General features: G+C 51.9%; 13 protein-coding genes. 3 read left to right on the forward strand and 10 right to left on the reverse strand.

Going from position 1 to position 20,666, the window contains the following annotated elements:
* Window positions 1-100 precede the first annotated feature (100 nt).
* Window positions 101-1,891 carry a DUF885 family protein gene (locus tag BLQ88_RS00950; RefSeq protein WP_090145813.1) on the forward strand — a complete coding sequence of 597 codons (1,791 nt, stop codon included), beginning with the start codon at window positions 101-103 and terminating at the stop codon, window positions 1,889-1,891.
* Here the strand turns inward: BLQ88_RS00950 and BLQ88_RS00955 are convergent, their stop codons facing one another.
* From BLQ88_RS00955 to BLQ88_RS00990, 9 genes are all read right to left on the reverse strand, one after another.
* On the reverse strand, window positions 1,892-2,074 hold the full coding sequence (locus BLQ88_RS00955; protein WP_090145815.1) for a hypothetical protein: 183 nt from the start codon (window positions 2,072-2,074) through the stop codon (window positions 1,892-1,894).
* Window positions 2,044-2,532: a DUF6934 family protein gene (locus BLQ88_RS00960; RefSeq protein WP_090145816.1), complete on the reverse strand. Its 489-nt coding sequence runs from the start codon at window positions 2,530-2,532 to the stop codon at window positions 2,044-2,046. The genes BLQ88_RS00955 and BLQ88_RS00960 overlap by 31 nt, the downstream gene beginning before the upstream one ends.
* A gap of 404 nt (window positions 2,533-2,936) precedes the next feature.
* Window positions 2,937-3,119: a hypothetical protein gene (locus BLQ88_RS36335; protein ID WP_143016767.1), complete on the reverse strand. Its 183-nt coding sequence runs from the start codon at window positions 3,117-3,119 to the stop codon at window positions 2,937-2,939.
* Between the two features lie 14 nt (window positions 3,120-3,133).
* On the reverse strand, window positions 3,134-3,577 hold the full coding sequence (locus BLQ88_RS00965) for a DUF6934 family protein (RefSeq protein ID WP_143016768.1): 444 nt from the start codon (window positions 3,575-3,577) through the stop codon (window positions 3,134-3,136).
* A gap of 43 nt (window positions 3,578-3,620) precedes the next feature.
* The gene (locus BLQ88_RS00970; protein ID WP_090146287.1) at window positions 3,621-5,006 is read right to left on the reverse strand and encodes an aminopeptidase P family protein; all 1,386 of its coding nucleotides are present in this window, start codon (window positions 5,004-5,006) and stop codon (window positions 3,621-3,623) included.
* A gap of 106 nt (window positions 5,007-5,112) precedes the next feature.
* Entirely contained in the window at window positions 5,113-6,696 is a 1,584-nt protein-coding gene (locus BLQ88_RS00975) for a RagB/SusD family nutrient uptake outer membrane protein (RefSeq protein WP_090145819.1), read from the reverse strand.
* An 18-nt stretch (window positions 6,697-6,714) separates the two neighbouring features.
* Entirely contained in the window at window positions 6,715-9,714 is a 3,000-nt protein-coding gene (locus BLQ88_RS00980) for a SusC/RagA family TonB-linked outer membrane protein (RefSeq protein WP_090145821.1), read from the reverse strand.
* A gap of 38 nt (window positions 9,715-9,752) precedes the next feature.
* Complete coding sequence (locus tag BLQ88_RS00985; RefSeq protein ID WP_090146289.1) at window positions 9,753-13,295, reverse strand: PVC-type heme-binding CxxCH protein; 3,543 nt, start codon at window positions 13,293-13,295, stop codon at window positions 9,753-9,755.
* Window positions 13,296-13,652: 357 nt separating this feature from the next.
* Window positions 13,653-15,983, reverse strand: a complete 2,331-nt coding sequence (locus BLQ88_RS00990) for a S9 family peptidase (RefSeq protein WP_090145823.1) — start codon at window positions 15,981-15,983, stop codon at window positions 13,653-13,655.
* Between the two features lie 322 nt (window positions 15,984-16,305).
* On the opposite strand from BLQ88_RS00990, the gene BLQ88_RS00995 reads away from it, so the two are divergent.
* Window positions 16,306-16,569: a CBU_0592 family membrane protein gene (locus BLQ88_RS00995; RefSeq protein WP_143016769.1), complete on the forward strand. Its 264-nt coding sequence runs from the start codon at window positions 16,306-16,308 to the stop codon at window positions 16,567-16,569.
* Here BLQ88_RS00995 and BLQ88_RS01000 read toward each other — a convergent pair.
* Window positions 16,552-17,169 carry a TetR family transcriptional regulator gene (locus tag BLQ88_RS01000; protein ID WP_090145827.1) on the reverse strand — a complete coding sequence of 206 codons (618 nt, stop codon included), beginning with the start codon at window positions 17,167-17,169 and terminating at the stop codon, window positions 16,552-16,554. The two genes, BLQ88_RS00995 and BLQ88_RS01000, sit on opposite strands and share 18 nt — an antisense overlap.
* Window positions 17,170-17,371: 202 nt before the next feature.
* Between BLQ88_RS01000 and BLQ88_RS01005 the strand changes: the two genes are divergently transcribed.
* On the forward strand, window positions 17,372-20,647 hold the full coding sequence (locus tag BLQ88_RS01005; RefSeq protein WP_090145829.1) for a SusC/RagA family TonB-linked outer membrane protein: 3,276 nt from the start codon (window positions 17,372-17,374) through the stop codon (window positions 20,645-20,647).
* Window positions 20,648-20,666 lie beyond the last annotated feature (19 nt).

Here is a 20,666-nt window from a genome sequence, read left to right on the forward strand (position 1 = left end):
GATTGCTAAAATGTGTCAATTATTGATTAAAACCCGATAGGTTTCAACAGGCATTTTGGACTATTTTTGGTAAAATCCAACCATAAATATCCTGAATCCGATGAGGCATAATTACGTAGGGCGCTTGCATTGCGCTGTTTTCCTTTTCTGTTGGCTCTTAATATCCGCAGCGACTGCACAACCCTCCAAGTCGAAATTTAACCTATATGAACAAACTAGCGAGGTTGCCGGACTGGTGATACAGTATGGGCAGGACTTTCGAGCGGTAAACTACTTTTATGGTCCAATGCCTTCCGAGGGGAGGGGACAGCGCAATGTTCCAGCCCTGAACTCACCGGAGCAACGCAAACGGCTCCGTGAGCTTAGCAATGATTACCTCGCCAAACTGGCAAAAGTGGATTTCAATGCGATGAGCATTTACGGTAAGGTGGATTACCTCTTGCTGAAACGGAACATCGACGATGATTTGCTGACGCTGAGCCAGGAGGATAAGGAGTACGCGCAGATTGAAAAGTACATTCCGTTTGCCCCGGGTATTTACGAACTGGAAAAAGGCCGCCGGCGTGGGGCTACTGTTGATGGCCAGGTAGTTGCGGCAAAGCTGAATGATTTGCAGAAGGAGGTAAAGAAGGCGGAGGAATCTTTCAAAAAGCTGGAATCGATCGATATGCCGCTGTCGCGTATGGGCGCGGAAGCGGTAAGCGGACTGGCAGCGCGCTTGAAAAGCACATTTGAGTTTTATAACGGCTACGACCCGCTATTTACGTGGTGGGTGCCGAAGCCGTATAAAACGCTGGACAGTACATTGGTGGCCTATTCCAAACTGATCCGCAGCAAAGGAAAGCTCAACACGACGCAAAAGGAGGATGCCAGCGGCATCAAAGGCGTGCCGATTGGCCGTGAGGAACTTATACGACAACTGGGGACTGAAATGATCAGCTACACACCCGACGAACTGATCGAACTGGCCAACAAGGAATTCGCATGGTGCGACAAGGAGTTACTGAAAGCGTCAGCCGAAATGGGTTTTGGTAATGATTGGAAAAAAGCACAGGAAAAGGTCAAAAACAGCTATGTCCCAGCAGGTACCCAGCCCGAACTGATCCTGAAACTCTACAACGACGCAAAGGACTTCATTCTCAAAAACAACCTCATCGACTACCCCGAAATAGCCGACGAAACATGGGGAATGCAGATGATGACGCCGGAAAGGCAGCTCATAAACCCGTTTTTCCTCGGCGGCAGGGACATTATCATTTCCTATCCGACCAATACCATGGCGCACGACGACAAACTGATGAGTATGCGCGGCAATAACCCTTATTTTTCCCGCTCCACCGTGCACCACGAGTTGGTACCCGGCCATCATTTGCAATACTACATGAGCAGCCGCTACAAATCGTACCGCAGCGATTTCCGCACGCCGTTCTGGACCGAGGGCTGGGCATTGTATTGGGAGCTGCTTTTGTATGACAAAGGTTTCGCCAAAACGCCAGAGGAACGCATTGGTATGCTTTTCTGGCGTATGCACCGCTGCGCACGCATTATCTTCTCGCTGAACTACCATCTCGGCAAATGGACGCCGCAGGAATGCATCGACTTCCTTGTCGACCGCGTCGGACACGAGCGTGCGAATGCGGAGGGAGAGGTAAGGAGGTCATTCGAAGGCAATTACAGCCCGCTCTACCAGGTAGCGTATCTTATTGGCGGCCTGCAATTATTCAGCCTCAAAAAGGAGCTCGTCGACAGCGGCAAAATGACTTTCAAACAATTCCACGACGCCGTCATGAAGGAGAACAACATGCCCATCGAAATGGTCCGTGCGACCCTGACGAACCAGGCATTGAAGGCTGATTTTAAGACGGGGTGGAAGTTTTATGAGGGTAAGTAGTTATTTGAGATCGGGATCAGAGGGAGTTTGTGCGGCAACCTTCTCCGCACTGAAAAAAGGCGCCAGTATTTCCTGCGCCTTTTTCAGCTTCTCAGGAAACAAAACTCTTCCTTCAAGATAGCTCATGTCCTTGACCGGTATCTGTCCGACCTTTATAGGTCTAGATTTTCTATCTGTTTCCATATTTCGTCTTTGTTTTCCTTTCTCCCAAGCAAAAAGCTGCTGTAATATTTTCCGGTTTCAAATTCTTCCCAGAAGTCAGATTCACCTTTACCAAAAATAACAAAATATTCCTTAATCTCATTCAGATTGCTCACGATCCCAATTCGATAGAGTCTCGTCCGCGCTCCCGTGCTTCCTGTTGCAAAGATCAGTTTGTCGGGGTACCAAAACATAAATTCCCGAACGGTCCAGGCAACAGTTGCAAGTACTTTTAAACAATCGCCATTGTTGGTTACAACCAAATCATTGATTTCATTAGAAACCTCATCATAATCACCGAAACCCAGGTTATACACGTTCTCGAGTCCGGTCCACGCGTATTCGACGATTTTTTTAACGGCTCCCCTTTGTCCCTGACTTACGAACTCATAAACCGAGTGGGTTTCATTTGCAAAGCAAGGGTATGAGTCCAGATTCATCGATTGGAAGGGGTCAGTTAGCTTGCAAAAGAACACAAAGCTTGCCGATATCTTAGCGCTTCAAATCCGCCAAATTTTGATCAATTATTTGATATCAAGAATAACAGGATAACTGACGGCCCTCAGTTACCAAACGGAAATAAAAAAATGGAACGGCACGAAGGGATATTGAAATTCTACCCCCTCAACCCCTCCACATCCCCCACACTTTTCACCAGTTCCTTCCCGAGTATCCTGTTGCCAGTTTCGGTTATCAAAAGGTTATCTTCAATGCTAATGCCGGTGAAATCGCGGAAATCCGGCGGAGAATGCGTCCGTTCAGCGAATCCGGGCTAGAAACGATGTGATTAGCAAGAAATGAAGTTGCGTCGACTGCAATTCGGGATGTTTTGGCCAGGAGATAGTTAGGCGTTGGAATCCGGGGCAGTAAGCCCCTGGCTTTGGTAATACTCTTTAGGAAGACCATGTTTTGAGATAAACTCATTCGTTCTTCTCAATTTTTCTACAACGACTTTACTTTTATGCAGATTATCCAAATTTGGATCTACTGTTACCTTTGGGACAGTCAGGCTGTTGCGACTTTTCATAGTGTTTGATTTTTTTATTTTTGGGTTATCATGAAACTTTCATAATCCCTGTTTAAGGCGAATGATTCCCAGCCTTCCATCTCAACGTAGCCTAAGATAACAAAATTTTTCAGAATAGCCGCCAGACTTCGCGAGATACCCATTCGGTAAAGACGTGTTCTGGACTTTGTGCTGCCTTTTGCAAAGACCCAGGCCTTAGGATGTTTTTTTAAGAAGAATTGAAGGGTGGAGACAACTGTGGCCAGCACTTTTTGTGTGTCACCGTTGTCGCTCACGGTCAAGTCGTCTAAGTCGTCATCACATTCGATATAATTTCCGAATGCCAAATTGTAAATACTCGGAGATTGCGTCGGTGAATAAATTACGATTTTCTTAACATTTCCCTTCGGCCCAATGCTCGTAAATTTATAAACGAGGCTACTCAACCCGGTTGTGTAACGATATTTCGGCTGTTTCAATGTTTGCAGGTTTATGAATTTCACCTGCAAACATATCGAAATTTCACCCCCTCAACCCCTCCACATCCGCCACACTTTTCACCAGTTCCTTCCCGAGCAACCTATTGCCAGTTTCGGTTATCAAAAGGTTGTCTTCAATGCGAATGCCGGTGAAATCGCGGAATAGTTCGAGCTTTTCGTAGTTGATAAACTGCGCGAGTTTGTTTTCGGCTTTCCAGCGGTCGATGAGGGTCGGGATGAGGTAGAGGCCGGGTTCGACGGTAAGGACGAAGCCGGGTTCGAGGGCGCGGCCCAGGCGGAGGGATTTCCAGCCGAATGCGGTGCCTTTGATGAGGTCGTCGGTGTAGCCTACGTATTGCTCGCCCAGGTTTTCCATGTCGTGGACGTCGAGGCCCATCATGTGGCCAAGGCCGCATTGGAAAAACAGGGTATGCACGTCGTGCTCGATCGCTTCGGCTACGTCGCCTTTCACGACGCCCATTTGCTTCATGCCTTCCACGAGTTTGGTCGAGGCGAGCTTGTGGACATCTTTGAATAAAATACCCGGTTTGCAGGCCGCAATGGCCGCTTCCTGCGCGTCGAGGACGATCTGGTACATTTCCTTCTGAATGGTCGTAAATGCGTTACCGACCGGGATGGTACGCGTCAGATCCCCGCAGTAATGCATGGCGGTTTCGGCGCCGGCGTCGCAAAGGGCCATCTGGCCGTCGCGGATAGCGAGGTCGCGGGCGTGGGTGTGAAGGATTTCGCCATTGACGGTCAATATGATAGGGTACGAAATGTCGCCACCCTGACCGATGGCAATGCTTTGGAGCTTGCCGGCGATTTCCTTCTCGGTCATGCCAGCGCGTGTCTCACGCATGAAGGACAAATGCATATCTACCGAAGTGTCGACGGCCTTTTCAATTTCGGCTACCTCTTCCTCCGTTTTGTAAGACCGCATCGAAACGACCGCCTTAATGAAGCTTACGGAAGCTTTTTGCGTTGCTTCCGCGGGATTGATGTGCAGCCATTCCTGCAATTTCAAATAATGCTCGCCGCGGTAGGGTGGCAGGAAATGAACGGTTTGCCCTTTTGACAATGCGTCTTTCAGCAAACTGCCGAGCGCCGAGGCTGGTTTCACTTCGGTAACGCCTACTTTCGCAGCCTTTTCGGAAATGGCTTCTTTCGGGCCGGTCCAGACAATGTCGTCGATCGTGAGCTCGTCGCCGAAAAGGATTTCCTGGTCGTTATCGAGATCGATGACGGCGGTAAGCGATGCCTGGTCAATGCCGAAGTAGTAGAGAAACGTGCTGTCCTGACGGAACGAATATACGTTATCGCGGTAGTTCATGCCGCTTTCCTCATTTCCGAGAAAAAGCAGCAGGCCGCCGCCGAGTTTGGTTTTGAGTGTCAGTCTCCGGTTTAAGTATGTTGATTTTGAAAGCATGGGAATAAAAATGGTTTTGGAATACAACAAAAAATTTGCCCACCGAAACAAATATACTTCGTCCGGTGAGCAAATAGGAACTACCTAACCCAAATTAATAAATGTATTAGTACCCCGGGTTTTGATCCAGATTGGGGTTTTTGTCGATTTCGTTTTGCGGGATCGGGAAGAGCGCGCGCTGGGCAGAGGCAGGACGGTGGTTGAACCACTTTTTAGTCTCGTAAACACCGAAACGGATCAAATCCTGGCGGCGGTGCGCTTCGGCAGCGAATTCCCAGCCCAGCTCGTCGAGCAGCCGGCCGAACTGAATATCGTCGCCTCCCTGGCGCTCGGTAATGCTGCCGTCGGTAGCCTGGTAGCCGTAGTTATAGCGACTGCCTTTTGCAAGATCCGCCGCGGTGACCGTCGCTTTGGCCGGGTTACCTTTAAATGCACGCTGGCGCACCTGGGTAACGAGTTCCGCCGCTTCGGCCGCCTTGCCGGTACGCAGTAATGCTTCGGCTTTGATCATGAGCACGTCCGCGTAGCGCAGGAACGGAAAGTCGTTGTCGAGGCTGCCGGTGGCATTGGGTTTGATTTTGTATTTACCAATGCGGAAGCCGTCCTGCACGGTCGTCCGGTCCATTCCCGGCACGGCCTTGTTGTAAGTAATTACTACGGCGCCGGTGGCGGCACTTTTCTGCGGGCCCATGATCCAGGTGTCCGCCAGGCGGGTGTCCGCAGCGTCATAGGTGTCGATGAATTGCGGTACGGCGCAGTTTCCGCCCCAGGGACCGGCATTCATCGGGTACACCGAGCGGCTCAGCGGGTCGAGGGTTTTCATGTGGATCTGATTGCCGGTACCATAGATCTCGTCATAAGGAATGGCGAAAATGATCTCCTTCGAATTGAAGTTTGTCCAGGTAAAAACATCCGAATAATTGGCATCCAGCACATATTTGCCGCTTTTGATCACATCGTCGGCTTCCTGGATCGCCTTCGCCCATTCAGGCGTGCCGGTGTACACCTGTGCATTCAGGTAAATTTTAGCCAGAAGCGTCTTGGCGCCCCATTTGTTCATCTGGCCGTACGTAGTGGCGGCATTCTCGCTCAGGTTAGGCAGCGATTCCGTCAATTCTTTGACAACAAAATTATAGACCTCCTTGCGCGTGCTTTGCTTGGGAAGTGCAACGTCTTTGAAATCGGTCACAATGGGCACATTGCCGTGGTTATCGAGCAACAGGTAATAGGCAAATGCACGTACGGCGCGGAGTTCGGCAATGGTGGCTTCCTTGGCGTTGGCAATGGGCAGGTCGCCATCCTCGATCTGCGAAAGCACGCGGTTTACGGTGGTAATGCTGGCAAACGCCTGGCGCCAGGCGTTTTCGGGCTGCCATTGGAGCGCTGTCCAGGTGTGCTGGTGCATCCGGCGGTAGGTACCGCCATCGTCCCAGCCATTCGGACGGACCGGCGTGATGATCGCGTCGGCGGCTTCTTCCTGCAAGTCGAAATAGCCCTGCCAGCCGAGCATCAGCGAGCGTAGCGATGAATAAACAGGCGCCACGATGGCCGGAAGGTCTTTTTCGGTAGGCTGGTAGCTGCTTCCAAGTACTTCGGAATACACCTGCTCGTTGAGGTCGGTGCAGGAGTAGAGCGGGGCGCCGGCAAGCAATGCGGCCAGGACGGCGTATTTGATATTTTGATTTTTCATTGTTTCAAAAATTGAGGATCAGAATGTTACGCTGAGGCCGGCTGTGAATGTCCGGGTAGTCGGGTACTTGTCGCGGTAATCGCTGCCGGGCGAGAAGCCGGTGAAAGTCACGCCTTCCGGATCGATGCCGGTGTAGCCGGTAATGGTCGCCAAGTTGAGGCCCGACACAAAAATGCGGGCGTTTTTCAAGCCTTTGATCGTGTTCGCAGGCAGGGTATAGCCGAATGTGACATTGTCGATCTTCCAGTAATCGCCCTTTTCGATGTAGTGCGACACATATACGAGGTCGGTATTAAGTACCTTGCCGTCGATAGGATCGTAGGCGTTTTTGAGCATATTGTAAGCCTTGTTACGCGGGTTGCTGTAAAACATGCTCTGGAAGTTCAGAATGTCGAAGCCAAATGCGCCGCGCATATTCACAGCCAGGTCGAACTGCTTGTAGCGGATGTTGTTGTTCCAGCCCACAATGTGTTTTGGAATACCGTTACCATAATACTGGCGGTCTTCCGGCGTCGCATCGGCGATCGGGATCACCTCGCCGTCCTTGTTTTCGATCAGCCAGGCGCCTTTGTCGTCCACACCGACGCTTTTCCATACGAAGAAACGGCCGATCGGCTCGCCTACTTTCACGCGGTGGGTGCTCACCTGGATAGGTTCACCTGTGTAACCCGCGTCGAAGAAGTCGTTGGCCGCCTGGAACTGGTCGTTGGAGAGGGTCACGAGCTTGTTTCTGTTGGTAGAATAGGTAAATCCGGTGTTCCACTGAAAATCGCCGGTTTGGATCGGCATAATGTTCAGTAACACTTCCACGCCTTTGTTCTGCATTACCCCTGCATTGATGAACATGCTGCCCGTCAGATAAGGCGGAACCGGCACTGGGAAATTGTAAAGCAAATCTTTCACCTTGCGGCTGTAAAAGTCGATCGATCCGTTAATGCGGTTTTTCATAAACCCGAAATCCACACCGGCATTGTATTCCTCTTTCTTCTCCCAGCGCAGGTCGGGGTTGAAGTTACGCGCCGGCACGAAGCCCGGCACCCACTTACCGCCGATGAATGCACCCTGTCCACGGTCGAAATTATAGCTGATCTGCGACATATACGGGTTGTTCGCGATCGTACCCGTTACGCCTATACCCGCGCGGAGTTTAATATCCGAATTGGCGCCTACGCCGCCCATGAAGCGCTCCTTGCTGATGCGCCAGCCGATGGACGCCGCCGGGAATGTACCCCACTGGTTGTTCACCCCGAACCGCGAAGAACCCTCGCGGCGCACGCTCGCCATGAATAAGTACTTGTCGTTCAGGCTGTAAGTCAAGCGGCCGAAGAAACCTGCGAGCTGCCATTTGTTTTTGGTACTGCTCATGCCGGCCTGGCCACGCTGCAATGCACCGCCCGCGCCGAGGTTGTTCCAGTCGTAAGTATCGGTCGGGAAATCCCAGTTGTTGGCAGCGAATGCTTCGTAGGTCGCATCCTGCCAGCTGTACCCGCCAAGTACGGAGAAACGGTGTTTGCCGATGGTTTTGGAATAATTTCCTGTTAATTCCAAAAGATTCTCGTTGTTGGCATAGGTATTCCGGAAAGCGGTCGCATTCTGGTTGCCCAGGCGCGTACTGGTGTGGTTAAATGTGGTAGAGCCGCCTTCGAGGTTGCTGTTCTGTACATTGGAAACCAATAATTTGAAGTTCAGGTCGTCGATCGGCGCATAGTCGAGGCTGCCGGCCATCCGCATTTCCTTGAAAGAACTTTCGAAATTCGATTCGTTCAGGAGCGATACCGGGTTTTCGTAGAAATAACCATCGCGCTCTTGCCATTTGCCGTTATCGCCGATCACGCGGTCGGTAGGGTTGCGGATGATGGCCTGGCGGTAGGCGTAGCCATAAGCCGCGTCGTCATTGGCAGGTGAAACGGCGCCGTTTGAGCGCGTAATGCGGTTGATGAGCTGTAAATTGGTTTTCAGTTTGTTGTTGAACATGGAATGGTTCAAATCCGCGCGACCGGTGAAGCGGTTCTGTCCGGATCTCAAAAATATCCCTTCCCAGTTGCGGTAGTTCACGGAGCCGGTGAGGTTGGTCGTGCTGTTTCCGCCGAAGAAAGTGAGGTTATGGTTATGACTGACGGGCTTTTGCATGATCTCCGAAAGCCAGTCGGTATTGCCGCCGTAGTCGGTGTAATCGATGCCTTCCTTGATTTTCTGGCGGTAATCGTCGCCGGTAAGCAGTTCAGGACGCCGTGCGATCGTCTGGATATTGACATAATTGGAATACTCGATCGTCGACCGCGAAGTGCCCCGGTTTTTCCGTGTGGTAATCAAAATCACCCCTCCGGTAGCCCTTGTGCCATAAATCGCCGCCGCCGAACCATCCTTCAACACATCCACCGACTCGATATCTTCTGGTGCCACGGTATTCAGTCCGCCGGGAATACCGTCGATCAGGATCAGCGGGTTAGCCGTTCCCTCAATGGAATTGATCCCCCGCAAATTGATCTGCGTATTTGAAGTAGGGGAGCCGCTGGGCGTGGTAATGCGCAAGCCGGCCACTTTTCCCTGTACGAGCTGCGCCGCGTCGCGCACGGTTCCCTGTACGAAATCCTCGCGTTTGATACTCGCCACGGAACTGGTAATGTCGCCCTTTTTCTGCGTTCCGTACCCGATCACCACCACTTCCTGCAACTGTTTCTGGTCGGGCGCCAGCTCCACATTTACCTCGCTCTGGTTGCCCACGGCCACTTCCTGGCTCACATAGCCGATGTAGCTCAGAATCAGCGTCGAGCCTTCCGGTACTTCCAGTTTAAATTTCCCCTCGGTATCTGTGGCTGTACCAACGGTATTTTTCCCCTTCACGATGATGGTTACGCCGGGTAGCGGATTCTTGTCCTCGGCGGACACCACTTTGCCGGAAATCTGTCGGTCGGCGGCGAGCGCCAGGGCATTTTCGGTCAGGAAACAGGCTACCGCGGCCGCGATAAGGCAAAAGCGGTGCAGTTCCCGGATCAGGCGGGATAATGGTCTTTTCATACAATTGGAGTTAGATGGTGAAACTTATTTGAGGGTGATCATTGCACTTTCATAATACCGTTCATGATCCGCCAATGGCCGGGTACCGTGCACAGGAACGGGTAGTCGCCGGGCTTGTCGGGGGCGATGAACACCAGCGTCGCGTTGCCTTCGGGGCTCACGAGCTCCGTTGCATGCAGTACTTCGGGCATTTTGGGTACGTAGTTGAGCGCGATCGCATTCGCTTCCCGCGCCAGCAAGTCGGCCGCATTGCCTACTTTTTCCAATGTTCCGGGTTTGACGATGAGCAGGTTATGCTGCATGAAATCCGGGTTTGTAAACTGTATCGTCACTTTCTGGCCGGGTTTTACGGTGAAAGTTTTCTGGTCGAACTTCATTTCGTGTTCGATTACTTTCAGTTTGATGGTGGTGGGGGTGCCTTTGCCCTTGAGGGGTGTCGGTGCGGCCAGGCCTTGAAAGGCCTGGTTAGGGAAGGCCTGGTTATAGGAGGCCTGGTTAGGGGAGGCCTGGTTGGGGGAGGCCTGGTTGAGGTGCAGGGTGCTTTTGATGTCTAGCCAGCCTTTTAGCCTTGCATTGTCGGCGTATTCGCCTACCTGGTTGCCGTCGCGGAGGTCGCGGCCGAGGCGGATGTCGTCGGGCGTGAACGGCTGGTGGAAAAGGCCTGCGGCATTGCCGGTTACCGGCGTCTCGTCCTCGATCGCAAGCGTCATTTTGCCGCCGTCCGAAAGGGTGGCGTAGGCATTGAAGCGTTCGTCGGGGAGTTTTTTGGTGGATGTGATTTGATAAGATTTACCTTCCTGCCGCACCAGCCAATGCAATTTACCGTCCTGCATATACAGGCTGTACCCGTTTTGCCGGTTGCCCTGCGATACCACCACGCCTGAGAGCTCTTCTTGTGCTTTGGTAATAATGGCTTTGATTTTCAATTCTTTATGTGAAATGACCGGTGGGTAAATCGGCGGCGACCAGAGATTGAGCATATAAGTCTCCTCGATCAGTCCACGCTCGATACGTGCCGTCAATGTCGAGTCTTTCAGCTTGGCCGCCGCTGCTTTAAAACCGCTTTCATGTTTAATAACCCCTGAAAAAATAGCCTGCGCGAGGTACTCGTCGGCCGCATTCTGCGAATCCTGACCGGCCAGGTAAAGCATTCGCCCGATTTCTTCGGATGCGGGTAAATCAGTCAATGCGTGGACGGTCGCCAGCCTTACTTTCAAATCCGGGTCATGCAACGAGTTGGTCCATTTCAATGCGGAAAGTGTCTTATCATTGCGTGGGAGCAGTTTTACGGCTGTCTTACGCACGCCCGCGGCCGGGTGGCGCATAGCACGTACGAGGGTATGATAAGCTTCTTCGTTCGGGCCGGTGAATGCATTCAGGCCATCCAGCGTCCATAATGCATGCACTGCGGGGCTGTTCAAGCCGATTTCATCCACCGACTGGTCATTCACTATTTTAATCAGTTCGGGAATGACAGAAGTGTTCTTGGATTCTACGATCAGCCGCTGCGCCGTGGTGCGCCAGAACATATTGTCGTTTTTCAAACCTGCTACCAAGCTCGCCGCGTCGTTTTTGTCGAGTTTCGGATAGGGCGCTTGCTTCGCATTCTTCCAAACGACCCTGTATATACGTCCGTGCTGGTTGTCGCGCAATGGGTTGATGTACGCATTGCCCTTTCCATTCTCAAATCCGCGCGGGGTGGGGTTGTGCTGGATGATGAAACTGTACCAATCTGCCACCCACACGGCCCCGTCCGGGCCCACCTCCGCATGTACGGGCGAGAACCATTCGTCGGCGCTCGCGAGCAGGTTGAAACCGTTTTTTTCTTTGAAGCCGGCACCTTTTGGTTTCAGTAATGCCTGGTAGAGCAGTCGGCCGGTAGGTTCGCAGACGAACGCCGTTGCATTCCAATATGATTTCGGGAAGTTGCGGGCCGTGTAAAGGTTATGCCCGGCGGCAGCCGTAAATCCGCCATGAAAATCCACCTGGCGCAATGCGGGTGTGAGGTAATTCATTTCGTAATGCGAATCGAGTTTATAAACGGTATTGCCCGACCCGTCCGCTACGGAGCGCTTCACGTATTCAAGCGGCATGGCGAAATGCCCGCTGTAATTCCCGTTCGCTGTTGAGATAAACACTTCAAAATCCTCGGAAAAGCCCAGTCCCCAGGTGTTATTCGAGGTCCGTCCGATGTATTCCAAATTTTTCCCATCATGATCAAACCGGTAAATACCCTGACTGAAATTCAGCTGCTTACCTGAATTCGTTCCCCGGAAACCGGCATAGCCCAGCACGCCCCAGATCTTATTATCCAACCCATATTTCAAATTCGACGGCCCGGCGTGGGTATCGCTTTTGCCCCAGCCTGAAATGATATTCTCTCGGACATCGGCCTTGTCATCGCCGTTGGTATCCTTCAAAAAGACGAAATGCGGGGCCTGCGCTACGATAATGCCACCATTTGCAAATACAATACTGGTCGGAATGTTCAGGTTATCGGCGAAAACGGTAAACTTATCGGCCTTACCGTCGCCGTCGGTGTCTTCACATATTTTAATACGGTCTTTTCCGATGCCGTCCTGGTCGCGGACCTCGTTGGGATAGTCCTGTGTTTCAGCTACAAATAGCCGTCCGCGCTCATCCCAGGCCATGGCAATGGGTTTCACAATGTCCGGCTCGGAGGCGAAGAGTTTCAGCTCGAAATCGACCGGTACCTGCGTCAGTTTCTGCGATTCGGCGGGAGATAGCGGCTGCTGGAATTTCGGTGCCGGGTCGCGCTTTTCGTAGTTCGGCACATTGGCGTCGGTGTAAGCCGGTTTGGTCAAATTGAATTTCTTCAAACGCTCCTTAGCGTCGTCGCTGACGGCCCACATAATGCCGTTGGCTACCAGTTCCTGAAATGCGGGTTGTTTCCACGTGCGCTCGTCGTGGCCGTAAGCGGTGTAAAACACGCGGCCTTTGCCTTGCGTGCGCACCCACGTCCACGGCTCGTGATGGTCGCCCTCGACGCGCTCCTGCAACACGACGATGTCCGGGTTCAGCTTCGAATGCACATAAGTTTCATCCCAGGTTTCGAAAGTTTTCCAGCCCTGCATCACCGGATGATCAGCCTTCACGACCGGTGCCGTGAATGTCCCGTACTTATGCGAACTGAACTGCCCGCCCACGGCTTTGATGTACCAATCCGAATTCTGAAAGCAAAACGAGGCCGCGTGAAGCGGAATCAGCGCATGACCACTTTCCACAAAGGTTTTCAATGCATGCTCCTGCGCCGGGGTAATGGTGTTATGGTTGGCATAAATCACCACACCGTCGTAATGCGCGAGGTTTTCGGTATTCAATGCGTTTGGGTCGGAGGTATAGGTGAGGTTAATGCCCTTCTGGAACAGCGGCAGCGAGAGCATCGGGAAGTACTTTTCCGAGAAATGGTGGCGGCTGTCGTGGCCGAGGAAAAGCAGCTCGATCCGGCGGGCGTCGCTCTTAGTTTGGGTCGAAGTAGCTGACAGCTGTGCCGGTCGTTGCTTCTGAGCGCAGCCATGCATCAGTAGGATTGTGAAAATCAGTAGTAATGCTTTTTTCATGGTATCTGGGTTAGCGTAGCATTGAGTGCCCTTTTCGAGCTGAATTTTCAGTGTTTTTAAAAAAATATTGACATAGCAATTCCTGTCAAGCAAAATTTTGCTCACTGCACTATTCTTAGTCCCTTTGATCTTTTTTGATCTGTTGATCTTTTCTGATCTGTTGATCTTTTCTGATCTGTTGATCTTGATCTTTCTGATCTTTTGATCTTGATCTTTTTGATCTTTTGATCTAAATCCCCGGTCTAAAGACCGGGGCAGAGGATTTACTGAATATTAAGATTTTAAACTCTGAACTCTGAACTCTAATCTCTAATCTCTAATCTCCAAACTCCAAACTCTAATCTCTAAACTCTAAAACTACCTCCCCAGCGCCGCCTGCTGTACCGCAGCCACTTTGTTTCTTTTCGGAGGATTTACACCTAGTAATTTCTGTACAAAAAAGTCCCTCTTCTTGCGGCGCCCGTACAAGCCGCCGTCGCTGTGGCCCATGCCGGGGATCACCAGCAGGTCGAACTCCTTGTTGGCCTTGATCAATGCGTCGGCAACGCGGTAGGTGCTTTCGGGCGGTACGTTGGTATCCACTTCGCCGACGATCAGGAGCAAATCGCCCTGCAATTTGGCGGCGTTGGTCACGTTCGATTGCTCGTCGTAATGCTTGCCTACCGGGTAGCCCATCCATTGCTCGTTCCACCATTGCTTATCGACGCGGTTGTCGTGGCAGCCGCATGCCGAAACCGCCGCATCGTAAAAGCCCGGGTGGAAGAGCAATGCCCCCAGCGAGTTCTGCCCGCCGGCGGAGGTCCCGTACACGCCTACGCGCGTCGAATCCACCTGGGGATATTTTTCAGCCAATGCCTTCATCCAAGCAATGCGGTCGGGGAAACCGGCGTCGGCCAGGTTCTGCCAGCACACGTCGTGGAATGCCTTGGAGCGGTTGTAGGTGCCCATGCCATCCATTTGCACTACTATAAAACCCAGCTCGGCCATGCTTTGCATTTCGCCGTAATGCCTGAATGCCTTCTGTACAAACGAATCCTGCGGACCGGCGTAAATATTTTCGATGATCGGGTATTTCTTTTTTGGGTCGAAGTGGCTCGGGCGGTACACGATGCCCCAGATGTCGGTTTGGCCGTCGCGGCCTTTGGCTTTGAAAATTTCGGGTAATTTGAAACCTAATGCGAGGTATTGTGAAATGTCGGCTGTTTCCAGCTTCATTAAGAGCGAGGCGTCGGCGGTTTTGCGGAGTTCCGAAACCGGCGCGCTGGTCATGGTGGAGTAGGTATCGATGTAGTACGTGCGGTCGGGCGAAAATGTGAGCTGGTGCGTCGCTTTGGCATGGTCGGTCAGTTTTACCAGGCCGGTCCCGTCGAACTTAATGCGGTAATAATGAATGTGATAGGGGTCTTCATTCGCATTCATACCGCTGGCTTTAAACCACACTTCACGTTTCTGGGTATCGATGCTGTCGATGTCGCGCACCACCCATTCGCCTTTGGTAACCTGGTTTTTGATCTGGCCGGTTTGCTCGTCGACCAGGTAAATATGCCGCCAGCCGTCTTTTTCCGATACCCAGATAATTTCATGATTTTCAGGCAGGTAATGCGTGTAAATCATGTTCTGGTAAATGAATGTATCGGTCTTTTCGTCGATAATGTGCTTCGTGGCGCCGCTGGTCGCGTCCACTTCGATTACCCTGAAACGCTGATGGCCGCGGTCTACTTTCTCGTAAGTGAAATGCGTGGCATCGCCCGCGCGCCAGCGGATCACGGGCGCATTGAAGAAGTCGATCACCTCCGACTGTACTTTTACCGATTTTCCGCTCTGCACATCGATCACGTGCATTTCATAACTCGTAAATTCATCGCCCGGCTGCGCGTAACCGCGTGTTTTCACCTCGCCGCGGGTCGTGTTGGGCAACGAGGAGAAGATAATGCTCACCTGCCGTTCCTCACGCCGATCGATCCGGTAGCACACCAGGTAGCGCCCATCGGGCGACCAGCTCAACTCGCCGTAGGGTAGCAGCGGGTTGCCGTCGTAAGTGAGCTGCTTACCGGTTTTATCTTCTTTTTTACCCAGATAAATATTGCCGTTACGTACAAATGCCTTGGTTTGCTTATCCGGCGAAATGCTGTCGGCACGGAAACGGCCCCAGCGGCTGAGCTGCTTCGTCCAGCCGGTTTCTTTGGCTTTCGGTAAATTCGGTTTATCGATTTTCTCTGCCGTACCGGCTTCGGTATCGTACGAAAACCATTTCCCTTTGCTTTGCAGGATAATGCTGTGTTTTTCAGGTTCAAAATGAATATCGGTGATCCAAAGCCTTGCGGCCGAGAATGTCGAATCGTAAGCTTTGGAAAGTGCGGAGGCCACTTTCGCCTGGTCGAATGCAGGCGTCCGTTTGTTTTCACCGGGTTTTACTACCAGATATTCAGTCAAACTATCCTTTAATACATTTCTATACCAGAAAGATAGCCCGTCGGCCAGCCAGTTCGGTTGCACCTGCGCTTTCAGTACGCTTCCTTTGGTGAGCGAATCCATTAAAGCCATCCGCTTATACGAAGCCGAAAGTTCGGTCGGATTGGGCTGGTAAGCGGGAAGCGATTTCTGCGCCATGAGCGGCATAGTCAGGCATAATGCGCTGACAGTGTGCAGGTAAAACTTTTTGAACAGGCTTGGGTTAGGGATCTTCATAGCGTCTTCGATGAATGTAAAGGCAATAAAATCCTGGCTGGCTGGTGTACAGGCAGTTGGGGTAATGTGCCTTTCGGCCAGTCGGTTTAGAAAATTATCTATTTGTAAAATTAGCAGGTCGGAAAACCAAAAACTTGATGTGAATTAGCGTCTTTTTTACCGATATTAACTTATTTATCCCCGAAATTCCGCAAATCTGTGAATTTGGGTGATTTTATTTGGTTAATCTTTAAAAATAACGAATAATGGCTGGTTTGACGTCTGGGGCATGATTTGGCCGTCAAGGCGCACCGGATTAATATTGCAGCGTAAAAATTGGAATATGAATACCGCACTAATACTGGAAACTTTGGGCTGGCTCGGCGTGGTCGCGTACGTGCTGGCGTACCTGCTGCTGACAATAGGCATACTCAAACCGAACGGCTACCCGTTCCACATCCTGAATATGGTGGGCGCAGGCACGCTCATCGTCTACTCCCTCGAATACGGCGACAAGCCCAACGTAGCCGTCAACGTGATCTGGCTCATGATCGGGATAGGGGCGGTGGTCCGCAGGCTGGTGCGGAAATCATCCGGCAACCTCTGAAAGTTCCTTTAAATGCAGGATTGATAATGCCTGCTGGCGGTATTTGCTCAGCCGCTGCTCGTATTCTTCCTTGTCGGTTACGAGGCTGAGGTAAAAATAGGCGCCGTCGATGAGCACGAAGATGTTGTCCGCCACAGTTTCCACGTCCTCCACATCCAGCACCCCATCCACACGGCATTGTTCGATATGCCCGATCAGCATTTCCCGGAGCGAATCCAGCAGTTTTTTATACAGGTCGCGCACCTTGGCGTCGTGGAAAGCCATGGCATAGCAGCCGTAGAAGAGCCCGTCGTCGAAGAGCGCATTCCATTTTTTGGAGAAAATGTTGCCGATGATTTCTAGCAGCGCCTTCCTCGAATCCTTCGCATGGGCGGGGCTTACCTTATATATGAGCTTGTACTTGTCGAGAATGTAATCCACCAGCCCGTACACCAGGTCTTCACGCGTCTGGAAATAATGGATTATAAGGCTGGGGTTGATCTCCATCTTCGCCGCGATCTTGGCAATGGAGGTATTTTCGAGGCCATGCTTTTTGGCCAGGCTGTAAAACACTTTAATGATTTCCTTTTTACGGGCTTCTTTTAAGCTCTTTCTTCCCATTGTCGGTTCGGAGTGTAACGTATCGGCAATATACGGTTTTTTACGGAAACCGGAAGTTTGTTATTTGTTCAAAAATTAATTGAACATTCATTCAATTTATAATCACAATCAGATAACTATTTTTTAATATTAGCGTAACTTTTGATTAGGACATTTGCATTCCAAAAATGCCCCAAAAGTGGCTAACCTTTAACTTTTACTTATGATGAAAAGTGTACCCAGACCTTACTACGCAAGGCTGCTGCGAAGCCTGCTGACGGTTGTGATTTTTGCGCTCGGCTGCGTGGCGCCCGCGCTTGCACAAGTGACGCTCAGTGCCGGGAACGGCAAAGTTGCCGGAACCGTCACCGACGGTAAAGACCTGTTGCCGGGCGTGAACGTGGTGATCAAAGGCACCCAGAAAGGGACCATCACCGACCAGAACGGAAAGTACAGCCTCGACGGCGTTTCCGGCACCGACATCCTGGTGTTCTCCTACATTGGCTATAAAACACAGGAAGAACTGATTAAGGGCCGGAGCGAGGTGTTCGTGACCCTGCAGGCCGACCTTGGGAACCTCGAAGAGGTGGTCGTGATCGGCTACGGGGTGGAGAAAAAGGTAAATATCACGGGTGCCGTGGACCAGATTTCGGGTAAGCAGTTCGAGGCGCGCCCGGTGGCCAACGTGATGCAGGGCTTGCAGGGCGTTAGCCCGGGCCTGAACATTACCTACCAGAGCGGTGCGCCCGGGACCGTGCCTAACTTTAACATTCGCGGATTTACATCCATCAACGGCGGCGAGCCGCTGTTTGTGATAGACGGTATCGCCGCGGCCAGCAGCCAGGACCTGCTCCGTTTGAACCCGTCCGACATTGCTACCTTTTCCGTATTGCGCGACGCGGCTTCCGCGGCCATCTACGGCGCACGGGCCGCATTCGGCGTGGTATTGATCACCACCAAGCAAGGAGGGAGAGGAAAGCAATCTATTACCTATAATAATTTCTTCTCCTGGGGCCAGCCTACGGTGCTTCCGAAGCCGGTAACCGATCCCTACATTTTCTCACGGGTGCTGGAAACCTCTACCGATAACACGCCCTGGGATTACGTCAACTATTCCGACGAGTATTACGCCTGGGCCAGGGAGCGTTCGGACAATCCATCCACGCCCGACACGCGTATAGACCCGTCCGACCCTACGAAATGGGCCTACATGGGCGCTAACAACTGGTACGATTACTTTTTTACCAAAAGAAGTTTTTCCCAAAATCACAGCCTCGCATTCACCGGAAGCGCCAAAACCGCCAACGAGCGCACGGTAGGCTATTATATTTCCGCGGATTACAACCGAGAAGGTGGTTTGAACAAGCTGACGGACGATTACTGGAACCGCTATTCGTCGCGCGCCAGGCTGGATTTCTCGCCTTTGAAATGGCTGAAACTGGATAATAACCTGTCAATTTATCGTACGGAGCGCGCGGTGCCTACGGCGGATATCAATGACATTTATACGCTGCAACCAACGCAGGTTGCCGTAAATCCGGATGGTACCTGGGCCAATACCGGCGCGGGGCGCCTCGCTGCAAGACTTACGGACGGGGGCAACAGGAAGCAGGATATGTTCGGTTTCCAGGATATTTTCCGCGGAATCGTGACTGCGTTAAATGGCGACTTGCAGGTGACCGGTTCGGCGAGTTTCAAACGGGAGCAATGGAATACCAAACAGGATGTGCGCAACTACCGGATCGGTTTCGGCCCGAACGACATCCGTACCGAAGGCGGAACCGGCGGGGTGTACGAGACCAATGCGACATTGAACAACAATGTACTGGATTTGTTTGCCAACTATACCAAAACATTGGGCAATCACCGGATCAACCTGCTCGCGGGTTATAACCAGGAGAGTTATGGCTACACCACGACCAAGGCGCAAAAAGTGGGCCTGATTTCCCCTTCTTTGCCTTACATTAACCTGACGAGCGGCAATTCGTTTGCTTACGGGGCCGACACCAGCTATGCGACGCGCAGCTTTTTCGGCCGGATCAACTATACCTTCAAAGAGCGCTACATCGTCGAAGCGAATGGCCGCTACGACGGCTCTTCCCGCTTTCCGAAAGCCAACAGGTGGGGCTTCTTCCCGTCGGTATCGGCGGCGTGGATCGCCAGTTCCGAGTCGTTCGTGAAGGAGGCAATGCCATTTTTCCCTACTCTTAAATTCCGCGCATCGTATGGCGACCTCGGCAACCAGAATGTGGGCTATTACAGCTTCCGCCAGGCACTGCCGGCCGGTTTGTCCAACTATCTGATCGACGGTAGCAAGCAGACTGTTATTACCGCTTCACCTTCCTTGTATGTAGACCCGGCAAACTACACCTGGGAGCGTGTATCGACGCTCAATTTCGGTGCCGACCTCGGCGTGCTGAAAGACCACGTTACCTTCGGTTTCGATTATTATATCCGTGATACAAAAGGGATGCTGACCGAAGGTGAAGAGCTGCCCGGCGTACTGGGTACATCCGTGCCAAGCCAGAACGTGGCCGACCTTCGCACCAAAGGCATTGAGCTTACCGTCAATTACAACGACTCCTATAATGTAGGAGGTAAGCCGTTGTCGCTGAATGCCAAACTGATCCTTTCGGACGCGCGCTCACAGATTACGCGCTTCAAAAACGACCAGGAGCTTTTCTCGAAATACCGCAAGGGACAGCAATTGGGAGAGATCTGGGGGCTTACGAACGACGGTTTGTTCCAAAATGCGGACGAAATCGCGAAACTGGACGAAACGGACATTATCCCGTGGGGAGCGCTGTCGATCGTGCCTGGCTGGCCTAAATACAAAGACCTGGACGGCGACGGCCGCATTACGCAAGGCCTGACCAAAAAAGACCCCAAGGATCTTTCCGTGATCGGAAACAGTACGCCGCGTTACCGCATCGGGTTCAACCTCAATGCCGACTGGAACGGGTTCGATTTCTCCGCCGTATTGCAAGGGGTTTTGAAAGGCGATTTCTATCCCCGCCACTACCTGTACTGGGGGCCTTACCAGCAGCCGTATGCCAACGTGTACTCCTGGAACCTCGACTACTACCGCGGCCAGGCGGATTCGGACCAGCAGCGGGCAAAGCATTCGCAGTCGTACATCGCCGCCGGACTGGCAGATGCGAATACGAACGCCAAATATCCCGTGCTGCAATCGTGGCTTGCAGATAATAATTTCGGTTCGGGCCTCGATATCCCGCAAACGAAATATCTGCTTAGTGCGGCCTACCTGCGCATTAAGAACATAACGATCGGCTATTCACTGCCTTCTTCATTGCTGCAAAAGCACAAGATCAGCCGGGTGCGGGTGTATGCAAGCGGCGAGAACCTTTTTGAGTTCTCACAACTCAAAAAGTACTTCGATCCCGAGGTGGTAACCACTACCGACGCGCTGGTGAGTTCGAAAGGGTTTCAGTATCCTTTCCAGCGGAAGTTTGCGTTCGGTGTCAATGTCGAGTTTTGATTCTAACCCATTCGCTTAA

Source organism: Dyadobacter soli (assembly GCF_900101885.1).
In the GTDB taxonomy this organism is placed as follows: Bacteria; Bacteroidota; Bacteroidia; order Cytophagales; family Spirosomataceae; genus Dyadobacter; species Dyadobacter soli.

Bases quoted from the DNA above. Each gene is read 5' to 3' on its own strand.
- BLQ88_RS00950 (WP_090145813.1), top strand. From the start codon at position 101: ATGAGGCATAATTACGTAGGGCGCTTGCATTGCGCTGTTTTCCTTTTC.
- BLQ88_RS00955 (WP_090145815.1), bottom strand. From the start codon at position 2,074: ATGGAAACAGATAGAAAATCTAGACCTATAAAGGTCGGACAGATACCG.
- BLQ88_RS00960 (WP_090145816.1), bottom strand. From the start codon at position 2,532: ATGAATCTGGACTCATACCCTTGCTTTGCAAATGAAACCCACTCGGTT.
- BLQ88_RS36335 (WP_143016767.1), bottom strand. From the start codon at position 3,119: ATGAAAAGTCGCAACAGCCTGACTGTCCCAAAGGTAACAGTAGATCCA.
- BLQ88_RS00970 (WP_090146287.1), bottom strand. From the start codon at position 5,006: ATGCTTTCAAAATCAACATACTTAAACCGGAGACTGACACTCAAAACC.
- BLQ88_RS00975 (WP_090145819.1), bottom strand. From the start codon at position 6,696: ATGAAAAATCAAAATATCAAATACGCCGTCCTGGCCGCATTGCTTGCC.
- BLQ88_RS00980 (WP_090145821.1), bottom strand. From the start codon at position 9,714: ATGAAAAGACCATTATCCCGCCTGATCCGGGAACTGCACCGCTTTTGC.
- BLQ88_RS00985 (WP_090146289.1), bottom strand. From the start codon at position 13,295: ATGAAAAAAGCATTACTACTGATTTTCACAATCCTACTGATGCATGGC.
- BLQ88_RS00990 (WP_090145823.1), bottom strand. From the start codon at position 15,983: ATGAAGATCCCTAACCCAAGCCTGTTCAAAAAGTTTTACCTGCACACT.
- BLQ88_RS00995 (WP_143016769.1), top strand. From the start codon at position 16,306: ATGAATACCGCACTAATACTGGAAACTTTGGGCTGGCTCGGCGTGGTC.
- BLQ88_RS01000 (WP_090145827.1), bottom strand. From the start codon at position 17,169: ATGGGAAGAAAGAGCTTAAAAGAAGCCCGTAAAAAGGAAATCATTAAA.
- BLQ88_RS01005 (WP_090145829.1), top strand. From the start codon at position 17,372: ATGATGAAAAGTGTACCCAGACCTTACTACGCAAGGCTGCTGCGAAGC.